This is a genomic window from Alkalimonas mucilaginosa (assembly GCF_036327005.1).
GTDB classification, from domain to species: Bacteria; Pseudomonadota; Gammaproteobacteria; order Enterobacterales; family Alteromonadaceae; genus Alkalimonas; species Alkalimonas mucilaginosa.
This window is the reverse complement of sequence record NZ_JAUGZK010000005.1, coordinates 269,089-289,307: the sequence shown is the minus strand read 5'-3', so window position 1 is coordinate 289,307 and position 20,219 is coordinate 269,089. Positions and strand designations below refer to the sequence as shown.

General features: G+C 53.6%; 20 protein-coding genes. 9 read left to right on the top strand and 11 right to left on the bottom strand.

Translation table 11 applies throughout. The features are described from left to right. Window positions 1–125 precede the first annotated feature (125 nt). Entirely contained in the window at window positions 126–662 is a 537-nt protein-coding gene (locus tag QWF21_RS09450; protein WP_330087800.1) for a gamma carbonic anhydrase family protein, read from the top strand. Here the strand turns inward: QWF21_RS09450 and QWF21_RS09445 are convergent. Both QWF21_RS09445 and aroE read right to left on the bottom strand, forming a co-directional pair. Beyond that, window positions 659–913 carry a DUF1488 domain-containing protein gene (locus QWF21_RS09445; RefSeq protein WP_330087799.1) on the bottom strand — a complete coding sequence of 85 codons (255 nt, stop codon included), beginning with the start codon at window positions 911–913 and terminating at the stop codon, window positions 659–661. The genes QWF21_RS09450 and QWF21_RS09445 overlap by 4 nt on opposite strands. Then, window positions 910–1,734: a shikimate dehydrogenase gene (aroE, locus tag QWF21_RS09440; protein WP_330087798.1), complete on the bottom strand. Its 825-nt coding sequence runs from the start codon at window positions 1,732–1,734 to the stop codon at window positions 910–912. Before aroE ends, QWF21_RS09445 begins: the two co-directional genes overlap by 4 nt. Here aroE and QWF21_RS09435 point away from each other — a divergent pair. Beyond that, entirely contained in the window at window positions 1,727–2,176 is a 450-nt protein-coding gene (locus QWF21_RS09435) for a group II truncated hemoglobin (protein ID WP_407935279.1), read from the top strand. The two genes, aroE and QWF21_RS09435, sit on opposite strands and share 8 nt — an antisense overlap. Here the strand turns inward: QWF21_RS09435 and hemF are convergent. Beyond that, window positions 2,166–3,095 carry an oxygen-dependent coproporphyrinogen oxidase gene (hemF, locus tag QWF21_RS09430; RefSeq protein ID WP_330087797.1) on the bottom strand — a complete coding sequence of 310 codons (930 nt, stop codon included), beginning with the start codon at window positions 3,093–3,095 and terminating at the stop codon, window positions 2,166–2,168. The genes QWF21_RS09435 and hemF overlap by 11 nt on opposite strands. A gap of 1 nt (window position 3,096) precedes the next feature. Further along, complete coding sequence (locus tag QWF21_RS09425; RefSeq protein ID WP_330087796.1) at window positions 3,097–3,660, bottom strand: Sua5/YciO/YrdC/YwlC family protein; 564 nt, start codon at window positions 3,658–3,660, stop codon at window positions 3,097–3,099. A gap of 91 nt (window positions 3,661–3,751) precedes the next feature. Here QWF21_RS09425 and purE point away from each other — a divergent pair, with 91 nt between their 5' ends. Together purE and QWF21_RS09415 are read left to right on the top strand one after the other, a co-directional pair. Beyond that, entirely contained in the window at window positions 3,752–4,240 is a 489-nt protein-coding gene (gene purE, locus QWF21_RS09420) for a 5-(carboxyamino)imidazole ribonucleotide mutase (protein ID WP_330087795.1), read from the top strand. Continuing rightward, on the top strand, window positions 4,240–5,376 hold the full coding sequence (locus QWF21_RS09415; RefSeq protein ID WP_330087794.1) for a 5-(carboxyamino)imidazole ribonucleotide synthase: 1,137 nt from the start codon (window positions 4,240–4,242) through the stop codon (window positions 5,374–5,376). The genes purE and QWF21_RS09415 overlap by 1 nt, the downstream gene beginning before the upstream one ends. A gap of 72 nt (window positions 5,377–5,448) precedes the next feature. On the opposite strand, the gene QWF21_RS09410 is transcribed toward QWF21_RS09415, so the two are convergent. The 4 genes from QWF21_RS09410 to QWF21_RS09395 form a co-directional block, all read right to left on the bottom strand. Beyond that, window positions 5,449–5,991, bottom strand: coding sequence for a DNA topoisomerase family protein (locus QWF21_RS09410; protein ID WP_330087793.1), 543 nt, complete (start codon window positions 5,989–5,991; stop codon window positions 5,449–5,451). A gap of 76 nt (window positions 5,992–6,067) precedes the next feature. Then, a complete protein-coding gene (locus tag QWF21_RS09405; RefSeq protein WP_330087792.1) occupies window positions 6,068–6,541 on the bottom strand; it encodes a DUF494 family protein in 474 nt (157 codons plus the stop codon). Between the two features lie 2 nt (window positions 6,542–6,543). Further along, window positions 6,544–7,629: a DNA-processing protein DprA gene (gene dprA / locus QWF21_RS09400; RefSeq protein ID WP_330087791.1), complete on the bottom strand. Its 1,086-nt coding sequence runs from the start codon at window positions 7,627–7,629 to the stop codon at window positions 6,544–6,546. A 17-nt stretch (window positions 7,630–7,646) separates the two neighbouring features. Further along, window positions 7,647–8,747 (bottom strand): LysM peptidoglycan-binding domain-containing protein, encoded by a 1,101-nt coding sequence (locus QWF21_RS09395; protein ID WP_330087790.1) that lies wholly within the window; start codon window positions 8,745–8,747, stop codon window positions 7,647–7,649. A 123-nt stretch (window positions 8,748–8,870) separates the two neighbouring features. On the opposite strand from QWF21_RS09395, the gene def reads away from it, so the two are divergent. The 4 genes from def to trkA are packed head-to-tail and all read left to right on the top strand — an operon-like array spanning window position 8,871 to window position 13,047. After that, complete coding sequence (gene def / locus QWF21_RS09390) at window positions 8,871–9,386, top strand: peptide deformylase (protein WP_330087789.1); 516 nt, start codon at window positions 8,871–8,873, stop codon at window positions 9,384–9,386. Between the two features lie 13 nt (window positions 9,387–9,399). Continuing rightward, on the top strand, window positions 9,400–10,377 hold the full coding sequence (gene fmt / locus QWF21_RS09385; RefSeq protein ID WP_330087788.1) for a methionyl-tRNA formyltransferase: 978 nt from the start codon (window positions 9,400–9,402) through the stop codon (window positions 10,375–10,377). Beyond that, window positions 10,367–11,674: a 16S rRNA (cytosine(967)-C(5))-methyltransferase RsmB gene (rsmB, locus tag QWF21_RS09380; RefSeq protein ID WP_330087787.1), complete on the top strand. Its 1,308-nt coding sequence runs from the start codon at window positions 10,367–10,369 to the stop codon at window positions 11,672–11,674. Before fmt ends, rsmB begins: the two co-directional genes overlap by 11 nt. Continuing rightward, window positions 11,671–13,047, top strand: coding sequence for a Trk system potassium transporter TrkA (gene trkA, locus QWF21_RS09375; RefSeq protein WP_330087786.1), 1,377 nt, complete (start codon window positions 11,671–11,673; stop codon window positions 13,045–13,047). The genes rsmB and trkA overlap by 4 nt, the downstream gene beginning before the upstream one ends. A gap of 3 nt (window positions 13,048–13,050) precedes the next feature. Here trkA and QWF21_RS09370 read toward each other — a convergent pair whose 3' ends face one another. Genes QWF21_RS09370 through QWF21_RS09360 form a run of 3 tightly spaced genes read right to left on the bottom strand, consistent with a single transcriptional unit; the run spans window position 13,051 to window position 17,869 of the window. Further along, a complete protein-coding gene (locus QWF21_RS09370) occupies window positions 13,051–14,502 on the bottom strand; it encodes a TrkH family potassium uptake protein (protein WP_330087785.1) in 1,452 nt (483 codons plus the stop codon). A gap of 41 nt (window positions 14,503–14,543) precedes the next feature. Continuing rightward, window positions 14,544–15,866 (bottom strand): Xaa-Pro dipeptidase, encoded by a 1,323-nt coding sequence (gene pepQ, locus QWF21_RS09365; protein WP_330087784.1) that lies wholly within the window; start codon window positions 15,864–15,866, stop codon window positions 14,544–14,546. 50 nt (window positions 15,867–15,916) lie between these two features. Beyond that, a complete protein-coding gene (locus QWF21_RS09360; protein ID WP_330087783.1) occupies window positions 15,917–17,869 on the bottom strand; it encodes a transglycosylase SLT domain-containing protein in 1,953 nt (650 codons plus the stop codon). Window positions 17,870–18,064: 195 nt separating this feature from the next. On the opposite strand from QWF21_RS09360, the gene fadB reads away from it, so the two are divergent. Beyond that, window positions 18,065–20,218, top strand: coding sequence for a fatty acid oxidation complex subunit alpha FadB (fadB, locus tag QWF21_RS09355; protein ID WP_330087782.1), 2,154 nt, complete (start codon window positions 18,065–18,067; stop codon window positions 20,216–20,218). The last annotated feature ends 1 nt before the right edge of the window (window position 20,219 follow it).

Below are 20,219 nucleotides of genomic sequence, written 5' to 3'. Positions count from 1 at the left end.
TTTACTGCCTTGCAAGCAGTTATTGGTTAAAATAGCTGTTTTCAATGCTGTTCGCTTAAAGTTCGCCCGCTACGGGCATTTAAGCGCCAACTGTTGCATACTAATGCAGCACAGGAGGATTTATCATGACAACTCGCTCGTATCGCGGCATCAGCCCAAGCTTTGACCACAGTGTTTATATTGATGCATCTGCCGTTATTGTTGGTGATGTGCAGTTGGCAGCAGATGTTAGCATCTGGCCCCTGGCGGCCGCCCGTGGCGATGTCAATCGTATCCGCATTGGTGCCCGCACCAATGTGCAGGATGGCACCGTGCTGCATGTCACCCGTACCAGCCCAAGCAAACCCGAAGGCTCGCCGCTTATTATTGGCGAGGATGTGACTGTCGGCCACAAGTGCATGCTGCATGGTTGCATCCTTGGCAATCGGATCCTGGTGGGCATGGGCGCAATAGTGATGGACGATGCGGTAGTAGAAGATGATGTGATCATTGGTGCTGGCAGTCTGGTACCACCTGGCAAAACTCTGCAATCCGGCTATTTGTATGTTGGTAGCCCGGTAAAACAAGCCCGCCCGTTAACGGAAGCCGAGCGCACCTTCTTAGCTGCATCCGCTAAAAATTATGTGCTGTTAAAAGATGAGTATCTGGCAGAGCAGGTTTAGTCGTTAACAGAGGTCGGTAGCCAGAACTCACCGGCCTCATTCCAGCACTCGTCGGTAAGCACCTGCTCGGCTGCGTCTTCCCAATCAAAGGCGGCCGCTTGTACCTGGCTAAGCCAGACGTCTGCCGACACCTCGTCAGGCCGGGCAATATAGCCGGTCAACCGAAGCCCGGCCAATAAACAGCTGAAGCTGACAGCATCTTGCTCGTCGCTATACACAAAGTCATGATTAAAGATCAGCTGTTGATTCATACCAGCGCCTTTTTTAAGGCGGCTATCACAGGCTCTACCGCAGGTGTTTTACCACGCCAGATGCGAAAAGCTTCAGCCGCCTGCCCCACCAGCATACCCAGCCCATCCGCCTGACGCGGAACGCCTTGCTGCGCACACCAGCGCAAAAATGCGGTCGGCTCCTTGCCATAGAGCATGTCATAGGCAAAGGTGCAGCCCTTCAGTGCTTCCGCTGCAATCGCTGGCCGCTCTCCCGACAAACCGGACGAGGTGGCATTGATCACCAAAGAATAAGCCGCTGGTGGAATTTCCGTTAAAGCACAGCCAGACACCTTACTGCCAAAGTGTTCTGCCAACAATTGCGCTTTGGCAGCGGTTCGATTGGCGATGGTAATGGATGCAGCACCAGCTTGCAGCAAAGGCCCAATTACGCCGCGACTGGCGCCACCGGCGCCAAGCAGCAATACCTGCTGATCTTTTAGTGGTGCTTCAAGCCGCAGTAAGTCCTGCACCAAACCGGCACCATCGGTGTTATCACCACACAACTGGCCGTTTTGATCAAAATACAAGGTATTGACGGCGCCAGCTTGCGCCGCCCGCTCGGTCAACTGCTCCGCCAGAGCAAAGGCCTGCTCTTTAAAAGGCACCGTCACATTGCCACCCCGCCCACCTTCGGCAACAAAAGCCTGCCAGCTCTCGGCAAAGCCATCCAGCGGTGCTAAAATCGCCTGGTACTGCATGGCCTCGGCGCATTGCTGTGCAAAGAGCGTATGAATAAGCGGCGACTTTGAGTGCGCAATCGGATGTCCAAATACAGCGTAGCGGTCCACTTTTATGTCCATCAAACAAATCCTGCAGCAAGTATTTCATAAAAAACAGCCTGAGCGCCAGCCGGAACATCCAACCCCGAAGCAAACGCCTTATGCCATTATGGGTGGAGAAGCCGCAGTGCGCCGCCTGGCCAATCGCTTTTACGATGTGATGGAAACGGCACCAGAGGCGCACGAGCTGTTGGCCATTCACCCCCAACCTTTGGATGCGATTCGGCAAAAGTTCTTTGAGTTCTTATCCGGCTGGCTGGGCGGCCCCGCCCTGTTTGAAGAAAAATACGGCCACCCCAGGCTGCGCGCCCGCCACCTGCCTTTTACCGTCAATCAACAGCTGCGCGATCAATGGATGTTTTGCATGAACCAGGCGCTGGACGAGGTGGTCGAAGACGCCATGTTACGCGAAGGGCTACGCCAGTCGCTGGGACAACTGGCAAGCCATATGATTAACTGTTAACCCCCAGCCAGTCCTGTGGCTGCAGATAACGCTCGTACAAGGCAGCTTCCGGGCTGCCGGGCGCTGGCTGAAAACCGTATTGCCACCGCACCAGCGGAGGCATCGACATCAAAATCGATTCGGTACGGCCACCGCTTTGCAGGCCAAACAAGGTACCGCGATCAAACACCAGATTAAATTCCACATAGCGGCCGCGCCGATACAGCTGGAACTGCCGCTCTCGCTCACCATAAGGGGTCTCTTTACGCCTTTCTACCAAAGGCAAATAAGCAGGCAAGAAGGCCTCGCCGACAGCACGCATCAGCGCAAAACTTTGCTCAAAGCCAGGCTCATTCAGATCATCAAAGAACAAACCACCGACACCACGGGTTTCGCCACGATGTTTTAAGTAAAAATAGTCATCGCACCATTGTTTGTAGCGCGGATAATACTCCGCTCCGAACGGCTCGACCGCCGCCTTAGCAACCTGATGCCAATGCACCACATCCTCTTCAAAGGGATAAAAAGGCGTCAGATCAAACCCTCCGCCAAACCACCAGACCGGCGGCTCGCCTGCTTTTTCAGCAATAAAAAAGCGCACATTAGCATGGGTAGTCGGTAAGTACGGGTTGTTCGGGTGAATCACCAGCGACACACCGCAGGCATGAAAACTACGCCCGGCCAGCTCTGGCCGGTGTGCCGTGGCCGAAGCTGGCATTTGGGCACCATAGACATGCGAGTAATTGACCCCCGCCTGTTCGAACACAGCACCGCCTGTCAACACCCGACTGCGACCACCACCACCTCCAGCGCGTTGCCAGGCATCCTCGACAAAATGAGCTCTGCCATCGGCCTGCTGCAATGCCTGACAGATACTATCCTGCAATTGCTGTAAAAAGCCTTGTACCTCGGCTAGTTGCTGCTGACTGCTAGTTACCATCTTAACTCCTTAACACCTGGCCACTGATGGCATCACGGATCTGGCTGGGCTGGGCAGCACCTCCCAAGTCACCAGCAACCAGAGCTGCAATATCATCGCCCAACTGCCGCAACAGCTCGGCACTATCAATCAGCGCAGGCTCACCGGCACGGTTAGCGCTGGTAGAAACCAGTGGCATCGCCAACGTATGGCACAGTGCCCGCACCACCGGGTGGGTGCTAACCCGCACCGCTATGCTCGAATGCTGACCGGTGATCCAAGTCGGTGCCTTTGCACTGGCCGGCAACACCCAGCTGATATGGCCCGGCCAACTGGAGAAAATTTCGGCCCGACGCTCAAGTGGAATCGCCGCATCGTCAATATAGGGCAGCAACTGTGAGTAATCGGCAGCAATTAAAATTAACCCTTTCTCGACCGGGCGCTGTTTAATCGCCAGCAGCCGCATCACTGCAGCTTCATTTTGCGGGTCACAGCCAAGGCCAAATACCGCCTCGGTTGGGTAAGCAATCACTTCACCAGCTTGCACCAGTTCTGCAGCTGTCTGCATAGATACAATTTCAGCCATGGTCATTTCAGTAAAAATTTAATTCAGAGTCAGTTGCCGCTATAATAGCGCTTTCGTCCACACACTTCATTCTCTTCAGAAGGAAATAGCAATGCTGGTTGGGATTATCATGGGCTCGACGTCGGACTGGCCGACCATGAAGCATGCGGCTGATATGCTGGATCATTTTGGCATCGCCTACGAAACCAAGGTGGTCTCTGCCCATCGCACACCACAACTGTTGGCCGATTATGCTTCCGGCGCCGCAGAACGTGGCCTGAAAGTGATTATTGCCGGTGCTGGCGGTGCAGCCCATCTGCCTGGGATGACTGCCGCCTTTACCAGCTTACCCGTGCTGGGCGTACCGGTACAATCCAAAGCACTGAAGGGGCTCGACTCTCTGCTTTCCATTGTGCAAATGCCCAAAGGTGTTGCGGTAGGAACCCTGGCCATTGGCGATGCCGGTGCTGCCAATGCCGGCCTGCTGGCTGCTCAGGTACTGGCAACGCAAGATCCGGCACTAATGAAAAAAATTGACGCTTTTCGCCAGCAGCAAACTGATACGGTGTTAAGCCAGCCTGATCCGTCGGAGCTATCCTGATGCGGGTACTGGTTCTTGGTGCTGGCCAACTGGCCAGAATGATGGCACTGGAAGCTATCCCGCTGAATATTGAAGTGCAGGCCTTTGATGTACGCAGTGATCAGATTGTCGACCCCATCAATCAACAGGTGTTAGGTGAAGGTCTGCAACAAGCGCTGCGTGATGCAGATGTAGTGACCGCTGAGTTTGAGCATATTCCCCAAGCGGTGCTGGAACCCTGTGAGCAAAGCGGGAAGTTCCTGCCTGGCAGTCGCGCCATTTTATCCGGTGGTGATCGTCGTGTTGAGAAAGCATTGTTGCAGCAAGCCGGGGTCGCCAATGCCGCTTATGCGGAAGTCCACAATAAAGCTGAACTTGAAGCTGCGGTTCAGCAATTAGGCCTGCCTCTGGTACTAAAAAGCGCACTTGAGGGCTATGACGGCAAAGGTCAATGGCGCTTAAAACAGATGGAGCAACTGGATGCAGTCTGGACAGAGATAGCGCAGTTTTTGAAACAAGCCTCAAAAAAGGCCAAACAAGGCATTGTAGCAGAGCAGTTCATTCCCTTTGATTACGAAGTCTCTCTGGTCGGTGCCCGGAGCAACAATGGCGACACGGTGTTTTATCCGCTGACCGAAAACCACCATGTCAACGGTGTGCTAAGTGTATCGCTGGCAAGGCCTGAGCATCCGTTGCAAGCACAGGCTGAGCGGATGTTTCAGGCTATTGCCGATGAGCTTGATTATGTCGGGGTGCTGGCGATTGAGTTTTTCGTGGTCGGTGAGCAATTGCTGGTGAATGAGCTCGCGCCACGGGTGCATAACTCAGGTCACTGGACCCAGCAAGGGGCCGATACCAGTCAGTTTGCCAACCATATTCGGGCAGTCTGCGGCTTGCCACTGGGTGCTACCTCGGTACTGCGTCCCACTTTGATGGTGAATATTCTAGGGCTGGATCAGTTGCCAGACGCCCTACTCACCATTCCTGGTCTGCATTTGCACTGGTATGGCAAAACGGCTCGCCCCGGCCGCAAGATGGGCCATATCAACCTCTCGGCCGATACGACAGAGCAATTGGCAAAGCGTTTTGAGCAACTGATTGCGCTGCTGCCGGAAGAAGACTTTCCCGAGCTGGAGCTGCTACTTCCTAAAATTTAACCATAGCTAGTTTCCACCCTGAAACGGCTTCCCTGCGCTACGTTAGTGCCCGCCTTTCAGGACGGGCACTAACTACGACTGCTCGGCCTGACAAGCTTTATCAGCGCACAGCAGTCGCTCGCCTTTGGCGGTTTTCTTGCGGATCAGTAGTCCAAAGCCACACTGTTGGCAACTGCCTGCGACAGGTTGCTCATTGAGCAAAAACTTGCACTTTGGATAGCGGTTGCAGCCATAAAAGTGCTTGCCGAACTTGCTAATTCGTTCTACCAGCTGGCCTTTACTGCAAGCCGGACAGTCGAATTGTTCGGTTTGGTTATCGGCTTCATGCACCACAAAATCGCAATTTGGATAATCGCTGCAACCGATAAACATACCATAACGACCATTTTTTACCGCCAGCGGCTGGCCGCAGGCTGGGCAAGGCTCATGCGGTAAAACTTTGACCACACTGTGTTCATGCTCGTGCAATGGTTTAAGGTAATGGCAAGTCGGGTAATTGCTGCAACCCATAAAAGGGCCGTTTTTGCCGGATTTGATCAGCAGCGGATGTTGGCATAAAGGGCATTCGCCCTGATGCTGAGGCAGTTTGAACAATGGGTCGGGGTGCGATGTCATGGCTCAGGCTACCACCTTGGAACGAAGGTAGCCAGTATGCCATAACCTCAGGCCCGACCCAACAGAGCTGTTAGTGTCAATGCAGTTGACCATCCGGCTCATCAAAGATCAGATCTTCCATCTGAGCATAGGCACTTTCCCGACCTGGTACATTAAACAGCACCATCAATACCACCCATTTCAGGTCGTCCAGACAAATGCTCTGGCCATCAAGGTCCATCACCCGATCCAACACCATCTCCCGGGTGCTGGCATCCAGCACATTGATTTGCTCCAGAAACATCAGGAACCCCCTGCACTGCGCATCCAGCTTGCGGCTTTCGTCCACGGTATAAACGCGGACAGAGCTGACCGTCAGCTTCGTCAGATAGGGTTTTACATGACTTTCCTGCAGCTTGGAGAGACTGTCGAGCCACTGCAAAGCCCGGAAGATATCGTCATCATGAAAACCGGCCAGACTGAGCTCTTTGGTCAGATCGGCACGATCAGCATAAATTTCCGATTCATTGTGAATGTAGTTTTCGAACAGGTAAACGAGGATATCAAACATACTTAGGTACTCCTCACTCTGATGTAGCCACCAGGCACTACTGCCACCAGACCTGCCAGCTCAAGCTGCAGCAAAGCAATGGTCGTGTCCGCCACCGACAGCCCTGACCGTTCTGCGATCTGATCAACCGCAGTAGCTTCATCTCCTACGTTAGCTAACAAACTGTCATCGAACAAGTCTGGCGTTGAATTTTTTTCACTTTGCTGTTGTTTTAGACCTGATTTTGCGAAAAAAGTCCACTCCTCCAAAATATCGGCGACACAAGTGGTTAGTTTAGCGCCTTGTTGAATTAAAGCGTGGCAACCGGCAGATTGTGGATGATAAATAGAACCGGGAATAGCAAATACATCCCGGTTGGCTTCAACCGCCAAATGCGCACTAATCAGAGAGCCACTTTTTAACGCCGCCTCTACCACCAGAGTTCCCCGTGCCAAGCCTGCCACAATGCGGTTACGCTGCGGAAAATGTGCCGGTCTTGCTTCTACCGCTGGGAAATACTCGGACACCAAAGCGCCCTGCTGCATGATTTGACCAGCCAAAGCCTGATTGGATTTAGGATAGATGCGGGATAAACCATGCCCCAGCACTGCGATGGTGGGCCCCTCGACCGATAAAGCGCCCTGATGTGCGCAGCTGTCGATGCCACGCGCCATGCCACTGGTGATCACATAACCCTGCCGTACCAGCTCAGCAGCAAACTGATACGCTGTTTGTTTACCAGTAGGGCTAGGCTGACGGCTGCCAACGATGGCTATTTGTGGCTGACTAAGCAATGCCGCATTGCCAGCAACAAAGAGCACCAGGGGTGGCTGCCGGGTTTGTTTAAGCAGTGGTGGATAAAGCCGATCCTGATAGCAAATCAACTGATGCAGCGGGCTTTGTTTTAACCAGGACTCGGCCTGCTGCACTAAACGCATATCAGGCTGTCGAATGGCGATGGCCTGTCGCTCGGTCAGGCCCATTTGGCGAAGGGTGCTGACTGGCTGCTGGCAAAGCTCAGCAGCTGTGCAGTGTGAAGCCAGCCGCTGCAGGTGATAACCATTGATACCGGCCTGAGCCAGTACTAAGTAATTCAGGATATCGTCCATGATACCTTCCTTTTGCTCTAGGGACTGACGATATGATCTCCAACCCTCACCGGGCGGTAGGTATCCGTTACAATGGCATAACTGGCACGCTCAGTTACCTTGAATACCATCAGATGCCCCACTCTTTCGCGTGGCATTTGCATTTGTTCATGGCCGAAATTACTGGCCAAGCGCTGGTAACGGCTAGCATCTTCCAGATAGACTGGCTGGCCATTGCCGCGATCTACCACCGCCGGTGATGGCCGCAGAATATCCAGCATATGCCCTGGTTTTAACTGATCGCTAGCGCCACGATTAATGATCACGATATCCCACTTCGAAAATTCACGCAGCTTGGAGGTTGTTTCAATAATTAAGCCATCAATCCTCTGTTCAGGCCGCGCCATATGAAAATAAGCCGGTAGTGCCTCACCATCCAGAGCGGGCAGCACAATATCACCTTGACGAATTTCTCGCTTTACATCCAGAATCTGTAAGGAGGCAGGCTCATTCCGCTCATTGCTGCCCCCACGGAATGCCCGGCTGGTTGCAACCAGCATCATCGCATAGCCCAGGTTATCCCCCGTTTCCGGATCGATATAGGGACGTCCTTTCCGGTAAATGGCATAAGCTTTACCCGGCTCCAGCTCACCTCTGGCATAAAGTGTATGCCCTTCGGTGGCATTCTTTACATTGCTATTGGCACCAAGAATGTAAGGTTTTCCTTCCAGATCACTTTGGCTAAGCATCTGGTCATGCGCTAAAAATGGTCTGATCATCGCCAGTGGGACTGTGGTAATTGCACCTGGCCGGGTATCGCTTGCCCGGGTGTGAGGTGATAACCGTCGAACCCGATCATCACGCACCAGCATAGGTCGGCCATCAGCATCGTAGATCAGTCGTAATACATCGCCAGGGAAAATCAAATGTGGATTATCAATCTGCGGATTCATGCGCCATAGCTGTGGCCAGCGCCAGGGCTGGCTGAGATAAATGGCCGAAATATCCCAAAGAGTATCGCCTTTTTTCACCACATAACGTTCAGGTGCATCTTCGCGAACCTTGAGTTCATCTGCAGTCGCAATGGCAGCAAAACACAAAGCAAACAGCACTAAAAAAATAAGGACAGGTTTTACCATGCCAGCATCCCCAGCGTGATCTTGTTGTAATTATGACAGACGAAGCTGTTCATCGCGCACATTAATGGCTAAAATCAGACCTTAGCACAGTTATTTCAGTTAAGCATAGTATTTGTGGAGCCTATGAGCGTACTTCGAGTGTTGCATTTTCCAGACGACCGGTTACGGACCATTGCCAAACCGGTTGCCGAGATTACCCCAGAAATTCAGCAGCTTGTCAACGACATGCTGGAAACCATGTACGATGAAAATGGTATCGGCCTGGCGGCAACCCAAGTCGATCACCATGTCCGGGTGGTGGTGATTGATGTATCGGAGCAACGGGATGAGCCTTTGGTGCTGATTAACCCGGAAATTATCGCCAAAAGCGGTGATACCACTTACGAAGAAGGCTGCTTGTCGGTGCCAAACAGTTACGCCAAGGTTGAACGGGCCGCTGAAGTCACCGTCAAGGCACAAAATGCCAATGGCGATTGGTTTGAACTGCAAGCAGATGGCTTGTTGGCTATTTGCATTCAACACGAGCTGGATCATTTGCTGGGTAAACTTTTTATTGATTACCTGTCGCCGTTAAAACGGGATCGGATCCGCAAAAAGCTGGAAAAAGAAGCCCGGCTGGCTGCTCGCCACGCCCTTTAACACAGGATAGATTGTGACCGCTCCTCTTCGTATTGTTTTTGCCGGCACCCCCGACTTCGCTGCCGAACATCTGAAAGCGCTACTGAACAGCAGCCATCAGTTGCTGGCAGTCTATACGCAACCAGACCGCCCGGCCGGCCGCGGCCAGCAACTGACGGCCAGCCCGGTGAAGCAACTGGCACAGCAGCATCAACTTCCAGTGTTACAACCCGCCAATTTCAAAGATCCGGCGGCACAACAGCAGTTGGCAGAACTCAATGCCGATGTGATGGTTGTTGTGGCCTACGGTTTGTTGCTGCCACAAGCGGTACTGGATACCCCACGCCTTGGTTGCATCAATGTCCACGGTTCCTTACTGCCACGCTGGCGTGGTGCAGCGCCTATTCAACGGGCGATTTGGGCCGGTGACCATCAAACCGGTATCACCATTATGCAAATGGATAAAGGTTTGGATACCGGTGCTATGCTAAGTAAAGTAACCTGCTCCATCACAGCAGCAGATACCAGTGCCAGCCTGTATCAGAAACTGGCAGAACTTGGCCCGGATGCCCTGGTGCAGGCTCTGAATGATCTACCAGCCTTACAAGCTCAGGCCGAAGTGCAGGATGAGCGCCAGGCCTGTTATGCAGCCAAGCTAAGCAAAGAAGAAGCTGAACTGGATTTCCAAAAAACAGCTGCCCAGTTAGAGCGGGAAATTCGTGCTTTTAATCCCTGGCCCGTCAGTGTGCTTGCACACGGCGCACACCGCATCAAGGTGTTGGCCGCACAGGTAGAGCCCGCGATAGAGCAAGCCACACCGGGCCAGATTCTGGCGCTGAACCGACAGGGCCTGAAGATTGCCACCGCTGAGCATGTATTGGTTATCACCAAACTGCAACCTGCCGGCAAGAAACCAATGGCGATCGCCGACTTTATCAATGGCCGCGCCGACTGGTTCCAGCCCGGCAGTCTGATCCAGGCCGCCACGACCCAAGCAAACAATGCCCGTTAATCTGCGTGCGCTGGCAGCGCAATCTTGCTATCAGGTGGTCGACCAGGGGCGCTCCCTATCCGAAGTGCTGCCCAAAGCGCAGCAACAACTGCAGGACAGTAAAGATCAGGCCCTGTTGCAAGAACTCTGCTTTGGCGTACTGCGCCATCTGGCCCAGCTGGATCATGTCTGTCGCCAACTGATGGATAAGCCGCTGGTGAAAAAGCTACGGCCACTGCAATTTTTGCTGTATGTCGGGATTTATCAGCTGCACTGGCTGCGCATTCCGGATCATGCCGCTATCAGCGAAACGGTGGATGGAGCCCGGGAGCTGAAAGGCAAGTCCATGACCGGCCTGATTAACGGCGTACTGCGCTCCGTGCAGCGCCGGCCAGAGTTGCTGCAGTTTGCACAGCAGCCACCGGCCATTCGCTACAGCCACCCGGGCTGGCTGGTGCAGCAGTTGCAACAGGACTACCCGCAGCAATGGCCCGACATTTTACTGGCCAACCAGCAAAAAGCTCCGCTTTGGCTCAGGGTCAATCAGCAGCAAGTTGCCATCACTGACTTTACCGCCGCACTGAGTGCGGCCGATATTGGCTGGCAGCAACCACTGGCTGACCTGCCAGAGGCGATTTTGCTGGAGCAAGCCCGCGATATCACCAGCCTGCCCGGCTATCAGCAAGGCTGGTTTGCCGTGCAAGATGCAGCCGCCCAGTATGCCGCTCATTTGCTGGAGCCGGCCAATGGCCAGCGCGTGCTGGATGCCTGTTGTGCCCCGGGCGGTAAAACCAGTCACCTGCTGGAACTGGCCCCTTCGGCCCGGGTACTGGCGCTGGATGTTGATGCCAACCGGTTAGAACGGGTGCATGCCAACCTGGCACGTTTACAGCACCAGGCCGAAGTGCAGGCTGCGGACGCCAGTGAGCCAGACCTGTGGTGGGATGGTGAACCATTTGACCGTATATTACTGGATGCGCCCTGCTCGGCCAGTGGCGTCATTCGTCGGCACCCCGATATTCGCTGGCTGCGTAAAGCCAGTGACATCACAGTCCTTGCTGGCATACAGGCCAGAATGCTGCAGCAGCTGTGGCCGTTGCTCAAGCCAGGCGGCATCTTGCTGTACGCCACCTGCAGTGTATTCAGTAATGAAAACCAACAGCAGCTGACAAATTTTTTGCAGCAAACCCCGAATGCTACTTTGCTGCCGATCCATGGAAAAGCCACAGGCTGGCAAATCCTGCCCGGCCAGCAGCAGATGGATGGCTTTTTCTATGCTAAAGTGATGAAACAGCTTAAGGCAGAACAAAAGTCATGAAAATCATCATTCTTGGCGCAGGCCAGGTTGGCGGAACCCTGGCTGAAAATCTGGTCGGGGAAATGAATGAGATCACCGTAGTGGATACCAATATGGAGAAACTTCGGTTATTGCAGGATCGCTTCGACTTGCAGGTCATTCATGGCTATGGCGCCCACCCGGACATTCTGAAAAAAGCCGGCGCTGAAGATGCCGATATGCTGGTGGCCGTGACCAGTAGCGATGAAGTCAATATCGTTGCTTGTCAGGTCGCCTACAGTATTTTTCATACCCCGCTTAAAATTGCCCGTATTCGCAGCAATCAGTACCTGAAGTACCGCGATCAACTGTTCCGCCGGGAAGACATGCCGGTCGATCACTTTATTGCCCCGGAAACCCTGGTGACCGATTACATCCGCCGGCTGATTGATTACCCGGGCGCTTTGCAGGTGGTAGAGTTTGCCCAGGGCAAAGTCAGCCTGGTCGGTTTGCGGGCCTATTATGGCGGTATGCTGGTTGGGCATGCACTTTCTACCCTGAAAGTGCATATGCCCAATATTGATGCCCGGGTCGCAGCCATTTACCGCCGTGGTACCTCGATCAAACCGTTGGGAACTACGGTAATCGAAGCCGATGACGAAGTATTTTTTGTTGCTGCTACCAAGCATATCCGGGTGGTGATGAGCGAACTGCAAAAGCTGGAAAGCAGCTATCGCCGAATTATGATTGCCGGTGGCGGTAACGTAGGCTACGGCCTGGCCAGAGCGCTGGAAAATAATTACAGTGTAAAGCTGATTGAGCGCAGCAAGGACCGGGCTGAATTTCTATCCGGCGTACTGGACAACACCCTGGTCTATGTCGGCGATATCTCCGATCCTGAGTTACTGGAAGAAGAAAATATCGAGCAAATCGATGTTTTTATTGCCGTTACCAACGATGACGAAGCCAATATTATGTCGGCCATGCTGGCCAAGCGGATGGGTGCGCAAAAAACCATTGTGCTGATCAAGCGCGGCGCTTACGTCGACCTGCTGCAAGGTGGAGAAGTTGATATCGCGGTATCGCCACAACAAGCAACCATTTCCGCCCTGCTAACTCATATTCGGCGAGGCGATATTGTTAATGTGTACTCACTGCGCCGTGGTGCTGCCGAGGCCATTGAGGCCATCGCCCGCGGCGATGAAACCACTTCCAAAGTAGTTGGCCGGGCCATTGGCGACATCAAATTACCGCCAGGTGCCACCATAGGGGCCATTGTGCGGGGTGATGAAGTGATCATTGCGCATGATCATATCCAGATTCAAAGTGACGATCATATGATTCTGTTTCTGGTGGATAAAAAACATATCAGCGAAGTAGAGAAGCTGTTCCAGGTCAGTGCGATATTTATTTAGCCGTTAGTTTTTCCAGAAAGCCGGCGTAAAGAGCACCAGCAAGGTGAAAATCTCCAGCCGGCCAAATACCATCGCAATCACCAACAAATATTTACTCATATCAGGGATATCACCAAAATGCGAAGCCACGTCACCCAGACCAGGGCCAAGGTTATTTAGGCACGCAGCGGTCGCAGAAAAAGCCGTCATATTATCCAGCCCGGTCATAATCAGCAGCAGCATAATAATCACAAACACCAAGGCATAGGCAGCGAAAAAGCCCCATACCGCCTCAACCACCCGGTCTGGCACCGCCCGCCGCCCCAGCTTAATGCTGTAGATGGCCCGCGGATGCACCAGCCGGTTTAGCTCGCGCTTGCCCTGCAAGAACAGCAATAACACCCGCACCACTTTCATACCACCACCGGTCGAGCCGGCACAGCCGCCAATAAAACTGGAGAAAATTAACAGGATCGGCAAATACAAGGGCCAGTAAGCAAAACCGCCTGTGGCAAAGCCTGCGGTGGTAGATATAGAAACGGCCTGAAACAGACCATGATCAAAGGCTTCCCAGGTGGTGTCATACACCTGGCTGCGCAGCAAACCAATAAAAATCAGCACAACCAGCGAGCCCTGAATAAACAAAAAAGCCCGCAGCTCGGGATCACGCCAGTAGGTCAGAATATTTTTACCACGCATGGCTGCAAAGTGCAGCGGGTAATTGATGGCACTGAGGAGCAGAAACACCACACAGATAATATTAATGGCACTACTGTTGAAGTGACCAATACTGGCATCGTAGGTCGAGAAACCGCCTATAGCGACGGTGGAAAAAGAATGACCCACCGCATCAAACCAGCCCATCCCCGCCAGACGATAAGCCAAAGCACAGGTCAGCGTCAGCACCACATAAATCAACCACAGATGTTTGGCGGTATCGGCAATGCGCGGTGTGACTTTGTTGTCTTTGACCGGCCCCGGGGTTTCCGCTTTGTACAACTGCATGCCGCCAACACCCAGCATCGGCAGAATTGCTACCGCCAACACGATGATCCCCATGCCGCCCAGCCATTGCAGTTGCTGGCGGTAAAACAAAATGGCTTTTGGCAGGGTTTCAATACCGGTAAGTACGGTGGCTCCGGTGGTGGTGAGCCCGGAAAAGGCTTCAAAGGTAGCATCGGCCAGGTTCATGCCGGTTTCTGACGATAAATAGAGCGGTAAGGTACCAACAGCCCCTAACACCAGCCAAAACATCACTACAATCAAAAAGCCGTCGCGTACTTTCAAATCACGCTGATAGCTGCGGTTGGGGTACCAGATCAACAAACCAACGCTGACACAGATCACAAAAGACAGCAGAAAAGGAACACCAGCGCCATCCTGATACCAAAGCGATACCAGGGCTGGCGGCAGCATGCTGGCGCTGAACACAGCGACCAGCAACCCCAGAATGCGGATAATGGAGCGATATTGCATAGTTCCCCGAACTGGCAGAGCGCCAGACGACTACCTGCCGGTTAATCCAGCTGCAGTTCCCTGGTCATATTTTCATTGCGCTCCCGGTGTACGATGACATTGTCTTCGATCCGGATGCCACCAAATGGCTTAAAGGCCTGAATTTTATCCCAGTTTAGCAGCTTTTTCTGTGCATCAGGCAGCTCATCCAGTAAGGAATCAATAAAATACAACCCCGGCTCTATGGTGTAGACCATCGACGGCTCGATCAAACGGGTACAGCGTAAAAACGGATGCTGCTCTGGTGGCGGCAGATGGGTACCGCGCTCATCCAGCATAAAGCCACCGACATCGTGCACCTGCAAGCCAAGATGGTGCCCTAAACCATGCGGGAAGAAAGCCCGGGTAATGTGTTGCTCCACCATGGCCTCAGCCCCCAACCGGACAAAATCAAAATCCGCCAGCACTTCAGCAATTAACCGATGCGTTTGCAAATGCAACTCGCTGTATTTGATACCAGGTTTCAGGCCATCAACCATCTGCAGCGTAATGGCATCAACCCGTTTGATCAGCTCTGCAAACTCGTGGCCGCGATCAAAACTGTAGGTGCGGGTGATATCGGCGGCATAGCCATGAAACTCGGCCCCGGCATCGATCAGAAAACTGTGATGCTGCACTGGCTTTTGTCGCTCCAGCGCCGTGTAGTGCAAAATAGCGCAGTGTTGATTCAGTGCCACAATATTGCCGTAAGGCACCTCGTTTTCCGTCTGACCAACAGCCGAGAGGTAAGCCAACTGAATATCAAACTCTGAGCCGCCGGCATAAAAGGCTGCTTTGGCAGCCTTGTGGCCCGCCACCGCCATGCGGTTGGCCTGGCGCAGGCACTGCAACTCGTACTCAGTTTTATAAGCGCGGTGGTAATGCAGAAAGTTCAGCACTGGCTCCGGGTTGATTTCACTAAAGCCTAATGCCTGGGCAACTTCCAGGTACTCACCTAAATACGCCAGCCGCTCTTTATCGTACGGCAGCAATTGTTCGACCTGGTTGGCTTTTTCCAGCAATTGAATATCAAAATGCTCAGCCCAAAAATCCCCTGGCACATCCGGTACTTTGTGCCAGAAGTCTTTTGGCCGGTAAAAAATCAATTTTGGTTTATTGACGCCATCCACCTGCAGCCAGCAGTGCGGGTTATCCACCACAGGCAACCAGGCCTTGAAGTGCGGATTGGCTTTAAACGGATAATCCATGTCATCGAGAAATTTACGCTTGGTCTGGCCAGAGTGAATCACCAGGCCATCCAGGTTTTCCCGCTCCAGCAATTGGCGGGTCCGCTGCTGCAATACCTGAATATGGTTGGCGTAGCTTGCAGGATCAATTACCGTCATAGCATCCTTCTTGTGATAGTGGGTACAAAATACGATGCTTCATAATAGCATCAATCCTGCGGCTGCCCAATCCGCATCCCTAGTAAGGGAGCAAACACATCCACCGGTTGATCCATGCGGATATTGTAAATCTGGTAATACGCCATTACAGCTTTGACGTACTCGCGGGTTTCCCGAAACGGAATGGTTTCAATCCAGATATCCGCCGGCACCGCCTCATCTTTCGGGATCCACTGCCGAACTCGGCCATAACCGGCATTGTAGGATGCGGTGGCGATCAGCAGGTTGCCATCGTTACGACGCATCAGGTAATTCAGGTAGTTGGTACCGTAATCAATGTTGGTGATAGGATTGTACAGTTGGCCCAGCTGCACCGGCTGGCGTGCAATGTAGTTGGCGGTATCCGGCATAATCTGCATCAGGCCGCGGGCACCAACCGGTGAATTGGCATCCACCATAAAGGAGCTTTCACGCCGGGTAATCGCCATGGCCCAGGCTGGGTCGACTTCGGCTTTACCGGCAAATTCCGCCATTTCTTCTTTAAAGGCCAATGGGAAACGCAGCTCAATATCATCCCAAAAACCAACATCGGCCAAAGAGAAAATCGATCGTTCATACCACTGCATCTGCGCCGCTAAACGAGCTGAAGCCAGCTTGGTTTGCTCATCGGCGGTGCGCTGTAAATGATTCCACTCACGCCGGGCTTCCGTCATCCGGCCCAGTGCCAGCCACTCCTGCGCACGCTGCACCGAAGGGTGTCCCCCCAGCTCAGCTACTTCGCCGTCGGTCACCGGCACTGGCCGGTGCGATAAGCTGGGAGGAAGTCCCAAACGCGAAGCTGCCATAAAACCATAATAGTTGCGCCGCTGCGCCAGTTCATGCCACAGCACATCGGCTTGCGTTTGCTGACCTTGCTGTTCCAACGCCCGCGCCAGCCAGTATTGCCAGGCGGCACTTTGCTGCAGCTCATGAGGCATGCTTTCTATCAATTGCTGTACCCGAGGCCAGTCCTGCTGCTTTAACACATGGGCAATGCGCCAGTGTGCCAGGGTATCATCCATATGTTCAACCGGCACTTGCACCATCCAGGCATCGGCTCGCTCATCACCACGGCTCGCCAGGGCCACCGCAAAGGCTCGGATCACCATCTGCCGCTGTCCTTCAGTAAAATGAGGATCTTCGGCAAAACGCTGCCAGGTGCTCAGGGCCTGATCCGGATTACGCCAGATCAAGCGTCGCAAGCCATAGGCCAATACTTCCCGTTCGCGTGGATCGCGACGGGGAAAAAAATTGCTCTGTGCCACCACGGCAGGGTTGCGCCTGGCCCGGATCCATAAATCCACCAGATACTGATCACGCGCCGGCATCAGGCCGCGCAAATAAGGCAATAAATTGGCCTGACCGCCATCAGCTACCTTGCCAACCCGCTGCCAGATCACTTCAGGGGTCATCTGACCCGCATCACGCCAGCGGCTAAACAGGGGATCGCAGGCTCTGGGCTGCGACACCCCGACCGTCCAGAGCTCACGCACCTCTGGCCAAATCTGCGCTGGCGCTTCTTTTTCCAGCCGGAAACGCAATGCATGGCAGTGCAACTCGGCATCCTGGGTAGGACGGTAATTGGCTAAAAACAACTCAGCTGAGCGGCGCTGCGCCAGATAAAGCAACCAGCGCTTGCGCAGAGGCCAGTCCATCGGTGACCCCTGATGGCGGGTTAAAAAACGCTCGATGGCATCGCTGGCAGATAAACGTCCTTCCAGCCAGCGTTGCTCCAGATAAGGTTGCAATGGGTAGTCGGCCAGCTGCTCGAGCCACTGTTCGGCTTGTGCTTTGTTGGTTGAACCGATCCGTAACTCGGCATGCAGAAACTGTTCGCGCTGCTGACTGAGCAATAAAGCTTCTTCGTTAACGGGTTCGTCCGCACAAAGCCAAACTGGCAATGCCAGCATGACCCCGAGAATCACCCACCATCCTGCCGGCTGTTTTATCGAACGCTTTAGCATGCTTTCAATCCATTTCCTGCCTATAGTTAGTAGCATTGTCGTGAAAACACAGATGGAACAGCAAAAATCAAACACCTGTTTAAAAAATAGTTGAATTTTCCAGCCATCCACGACACACTGAAAGGAACGCTATCTCATCGTACCAGTTAGCGCGTGACCCTACGCAACATGACCTGACTTTAAGGGAGACCATGCATGATGTATCAAAGTCCACGCATTACCGTCGAACAACTCGCAGACGGCATTGCCAAGTTTACCTTCAATGCCGAAGGCTCCGTCAACAAGTTCGACCAACAAACCTTAGCAGATTGCAAGGCTGCTTTGGAACAGCTGCAGCAAGATAAATCCGTCACAGGTGTGCTTTTCAGCAGTAGCAAGGACAACTTTATCGTTGGCGCGGATATTACTGAATTTCTGCCCATCTTCCAGCGTGACGAGCAAGAGCTGGTGCCCTGGATCAAGCAAGCATCGGATGTGTTCGATTTGTGCGAAGACTTACCGGTTCCAACCGTGGTCGCTATCCGCGGCTTTGCGCTGGGCGGCGGCTGTGAGTGGACTCTGGCCTGTGATTACCGGGTCGGTGACAGCAGCACCAAAATTGGCCTGCCGGAGGTCAAACTGGGCCTGATGCCTGGTTTTGGCGGTACCGTGCGTTTGCCGCGCATCATTGGTGCCGACAATGCGATGGAGTGGATCACCACCGGCAAAGATCGCAATGCGGTCAAAGCCCAGCAGGAAGGCTTAATTGATGCCGTCACCTCGCCGGAGAAGCTGGAAGCAGTAGCATTGTCCATGTTGCAGGATGCCATCGCCGGCAAACTGGACTGGCAGCAAAAACGTGCGGTCAAGCTGCAGCCGCTGAAACTGAACAAAACCGAAGCCACCATGAGTTTCAGCACTGCCAAAGGCATGGTGTTTGCCACCGCCGGTAAGCATTACCCGGCGCCGATGGTCGCAGTACAAACCATTGAGGCGGCTGCAGGGCTGGACCGTGCCGGTGCCATGGCACTGGAGAATCAGGGCTTTGCCAAACTGGCCAAAACCGATTCAGCCACTGCTCAGATTGGTCTGTTCTTAAACGATCAGCTGATCAAAGGCAAAGCGAAAAAAGCTGCCAAAACAGCCAGCAAAGCGGTCAACAAAGCCGCCGTACTGGGTGCCGGCATCATGGGTGGCGGTATTGCTTACCAGTCGGCCAGTAAAGGCGTGCCAGCAGTGATGAAAGATATCAATCAGCAGGCGCTGGAGCTCGGTATGGGCGAAGCGACCAAACTGCTCGCCAAGCAAGTCGAGCGCGGACGCTTGGACGCTGTCGGCATGGCCAAAGTCATCGCCAGCATTACGCCGTCACTGAGCTATGACAGCGTCAAAGACGCCGATATCGTGGTAGAAGCCGTGGTGGAAAACCCGAAAATCAAAGGCGCCGTGTTAAAAGAAACCGAAGCCTTGCTGAGCGACGATGCCATTTTAACCTCCAATACCTCGACCATTTCCATCAATTCGCTGGCTGAAAACCTGAGCCGGCCACAGAACTTCTGTGGCATGCACTTCTTCAACCCGGTGCACCGGATGCCATTGGTAGAAGTGATCCGTGGCAAAGATACCTCGGAAGAAACCGTGGCTGCTGTGGTGGCGTATGCTGCCAAAATGGGCAAGTCGCCGATTGTGGTCAATGACTGCCCGGGCTTTTTCGTCAACCGGGTGCTGTTTCCCTACTTCGCCGGCTTTAGCAAGCTGGTGCTGGATGGTGCCGACTTCACCCAAATCGACAAGGTGATGGAAAAGCAGTTCGGCTGGCCGATGGGCCCGGCGTATTTGCTGGATGTGGTGGGACTGGACACCGCCTTCCATTGCACCGATGTCATGGCCGCTGGTTTCCCAACCCGGATGGCCAAGCTCGACAATGATCCGGTCGCCGCCATGTACCAGGCCAACCGCTACGGCCAGAAAAACGGTTTTGGTTTTTATGCTTACAGCAAAGATGCCAAAGGCAAGCCGAAAAAAGCGGTGGATGACGCCAGCCGTGAACTACTGGCCGGCATTTGCCACAACGCCACCGAGTTTAGCGCCGAAGACATCATTGCCCGCACCATGGTGCCCATGATCAACGAAACCATTCGCTGTCTGGAAGAAGGCATCGTTGCCAGTGCCGCTGAGGCCGATATGGGTCTGATTTATGGCCTGGGCTTCCCGCCCTTCCGCGGTGGTCCGTTACGCTACGTCGATACCCTGGGTCTGGCCAATTTCGTTGCTCTGGCCGACAAGTACGCCCATCTGGGTGAGATTTACCAGGTTACCGATAAAACCCGCGCCATGGCCGCTGATGGCCAGCGTTTCTTCCCGGTCTAAG

Excerpts from the sequence above, each read along its gene's own strand:
- QWF21_RS09450 (WP_330087800.1), top strand. The coding sequence starts at position 126 with ATGACAACTCGCTCGTATCGCGGCATCAGCCCAAGCTTTGACCACAGT.
- QWF21_RS09445 (WP_330087799.1), bottom strand. The coding sequence starts at position 913 with ATGAATCAACAGCTGATCTTTAATCATGACTTTGTGTATAGCGACGAG.
- QWF21_RS09410 (WP_330087793.1), bottom strand. The coding sequence starts at position 5,991 with ATGACATCGCACCCCGACCCATTGTTCAAACTGCCTCAGCATCAGGGC.
- QWF21_RS09370 (WP_330087785.1), bottom strand. The coding sequence starts at position 14,502 with ATGCAATATCGCTCCATTATCCGCATTCTGGGGTTGCTGGTCGCTGTG.
- def (WP_330087789.1), top strand. The coding sequence starts at position 8,871 with ATGAGCGTACTTCGAGTGTTGCATTTTCCAGACGACCGGTTACGGACC.
- QWF21_RS09425 (WP_330087796.1), bottom strand. The coding sequence starts at position 3,660 with ATGGCTGAAATTGTATCTATGCAGACAGCTGCAGAACTGGTGCAAGCT.
- QWF21_RS09415 (WP_330087794.1), top strand. The coding sequence starts at position 4,240 with ATGCGGGTACTGGTTCTTGGTGCTGGCCAACTGGCCAGAATGATGGCA.
- QWF21_RS09435 (WP_407935279.1), top strand. The coding sequence starts at position 1,727 with ATGTCCATCAAACAAATCCTGCAGCAAGTATTTCATAAAAAACAGCCT.
- QWF21_RS09360 (WP_330087783.1), bottom strand. The coding sequence starts at position 17,869 with ATGCTAAAGCGTTCGATAAAACAGCCGGCAGGATGGTGGGTGATTCTC.
- purE (WP_330087795.1), top strand. The coding sequence starts at position 3,752 with ATGCTGGTTGGGATTATCATGGGCTCGACGTCGGACTGGCCGACCATG.
- QWF21_RS09405 (WP_330087792.1), bottom strand. The coding sequence starts at position 6,541 with ATGTTTGATATCCTCGTTTACCTGTTCGAAAACTACATTCACAATGAA.
- trkA (WP_330087786.1), top strand. The coding sequence starts at position 11,671 with ATGAAAATCATCATTCTTGGCGCAGGCCAGGTTGGCGGAACCCTGGCT.
- hemF (WP_330087797.1), bottom strand. The coding sequence starts at position 3,095 with ATGGTAACTAGCAGTCAGCAGCAACTAGCCGAGGTACAAGGCTTTTTA.
- rsmB (WP_330087787.1), top strand. The coding sequence starts at position 10,367 with ATGCCCGTTAATCTGCGTGCGCTGGCAGCGCAATCTTGCTATCAGGTG.
- pepQ (WP_330087784.1), bottom strand. The coding sequence starts at position 15,866 with ATGACGGTAATTGATCCTGCAAGCTACGCCAACCATATTCAGGTATTG.
- aroE (WP_330087798.1), bottom strand. The coding sequence starts at position 1,734 with ATGGACATAAAAGTGGACCGCTACGCTGTATTTGGACATCCGATTGCG.
- QWF21_RS09395 (WP_330087790.1), bottom strand. The coding sequence starts at position 8,747 with ATGGTAAAACCTGTCCTTATTTTTTTAGTGCTGTTTGCTTTGTGTTTT.
- fadB (WP_330087782.1), top strand. The coding sequence starts at position 18,065 with ATGATGTATCAAAGTCCACGCATTACCGTCGAACAACTCGCAGACGGC.
- dprA (WP_330087791.1), bottom strand. The coding sequence starts at position 7,629 with ATGGACGATATCCTGAATTACTTAGTACTGGCTCAGGCCGGTATCAAT.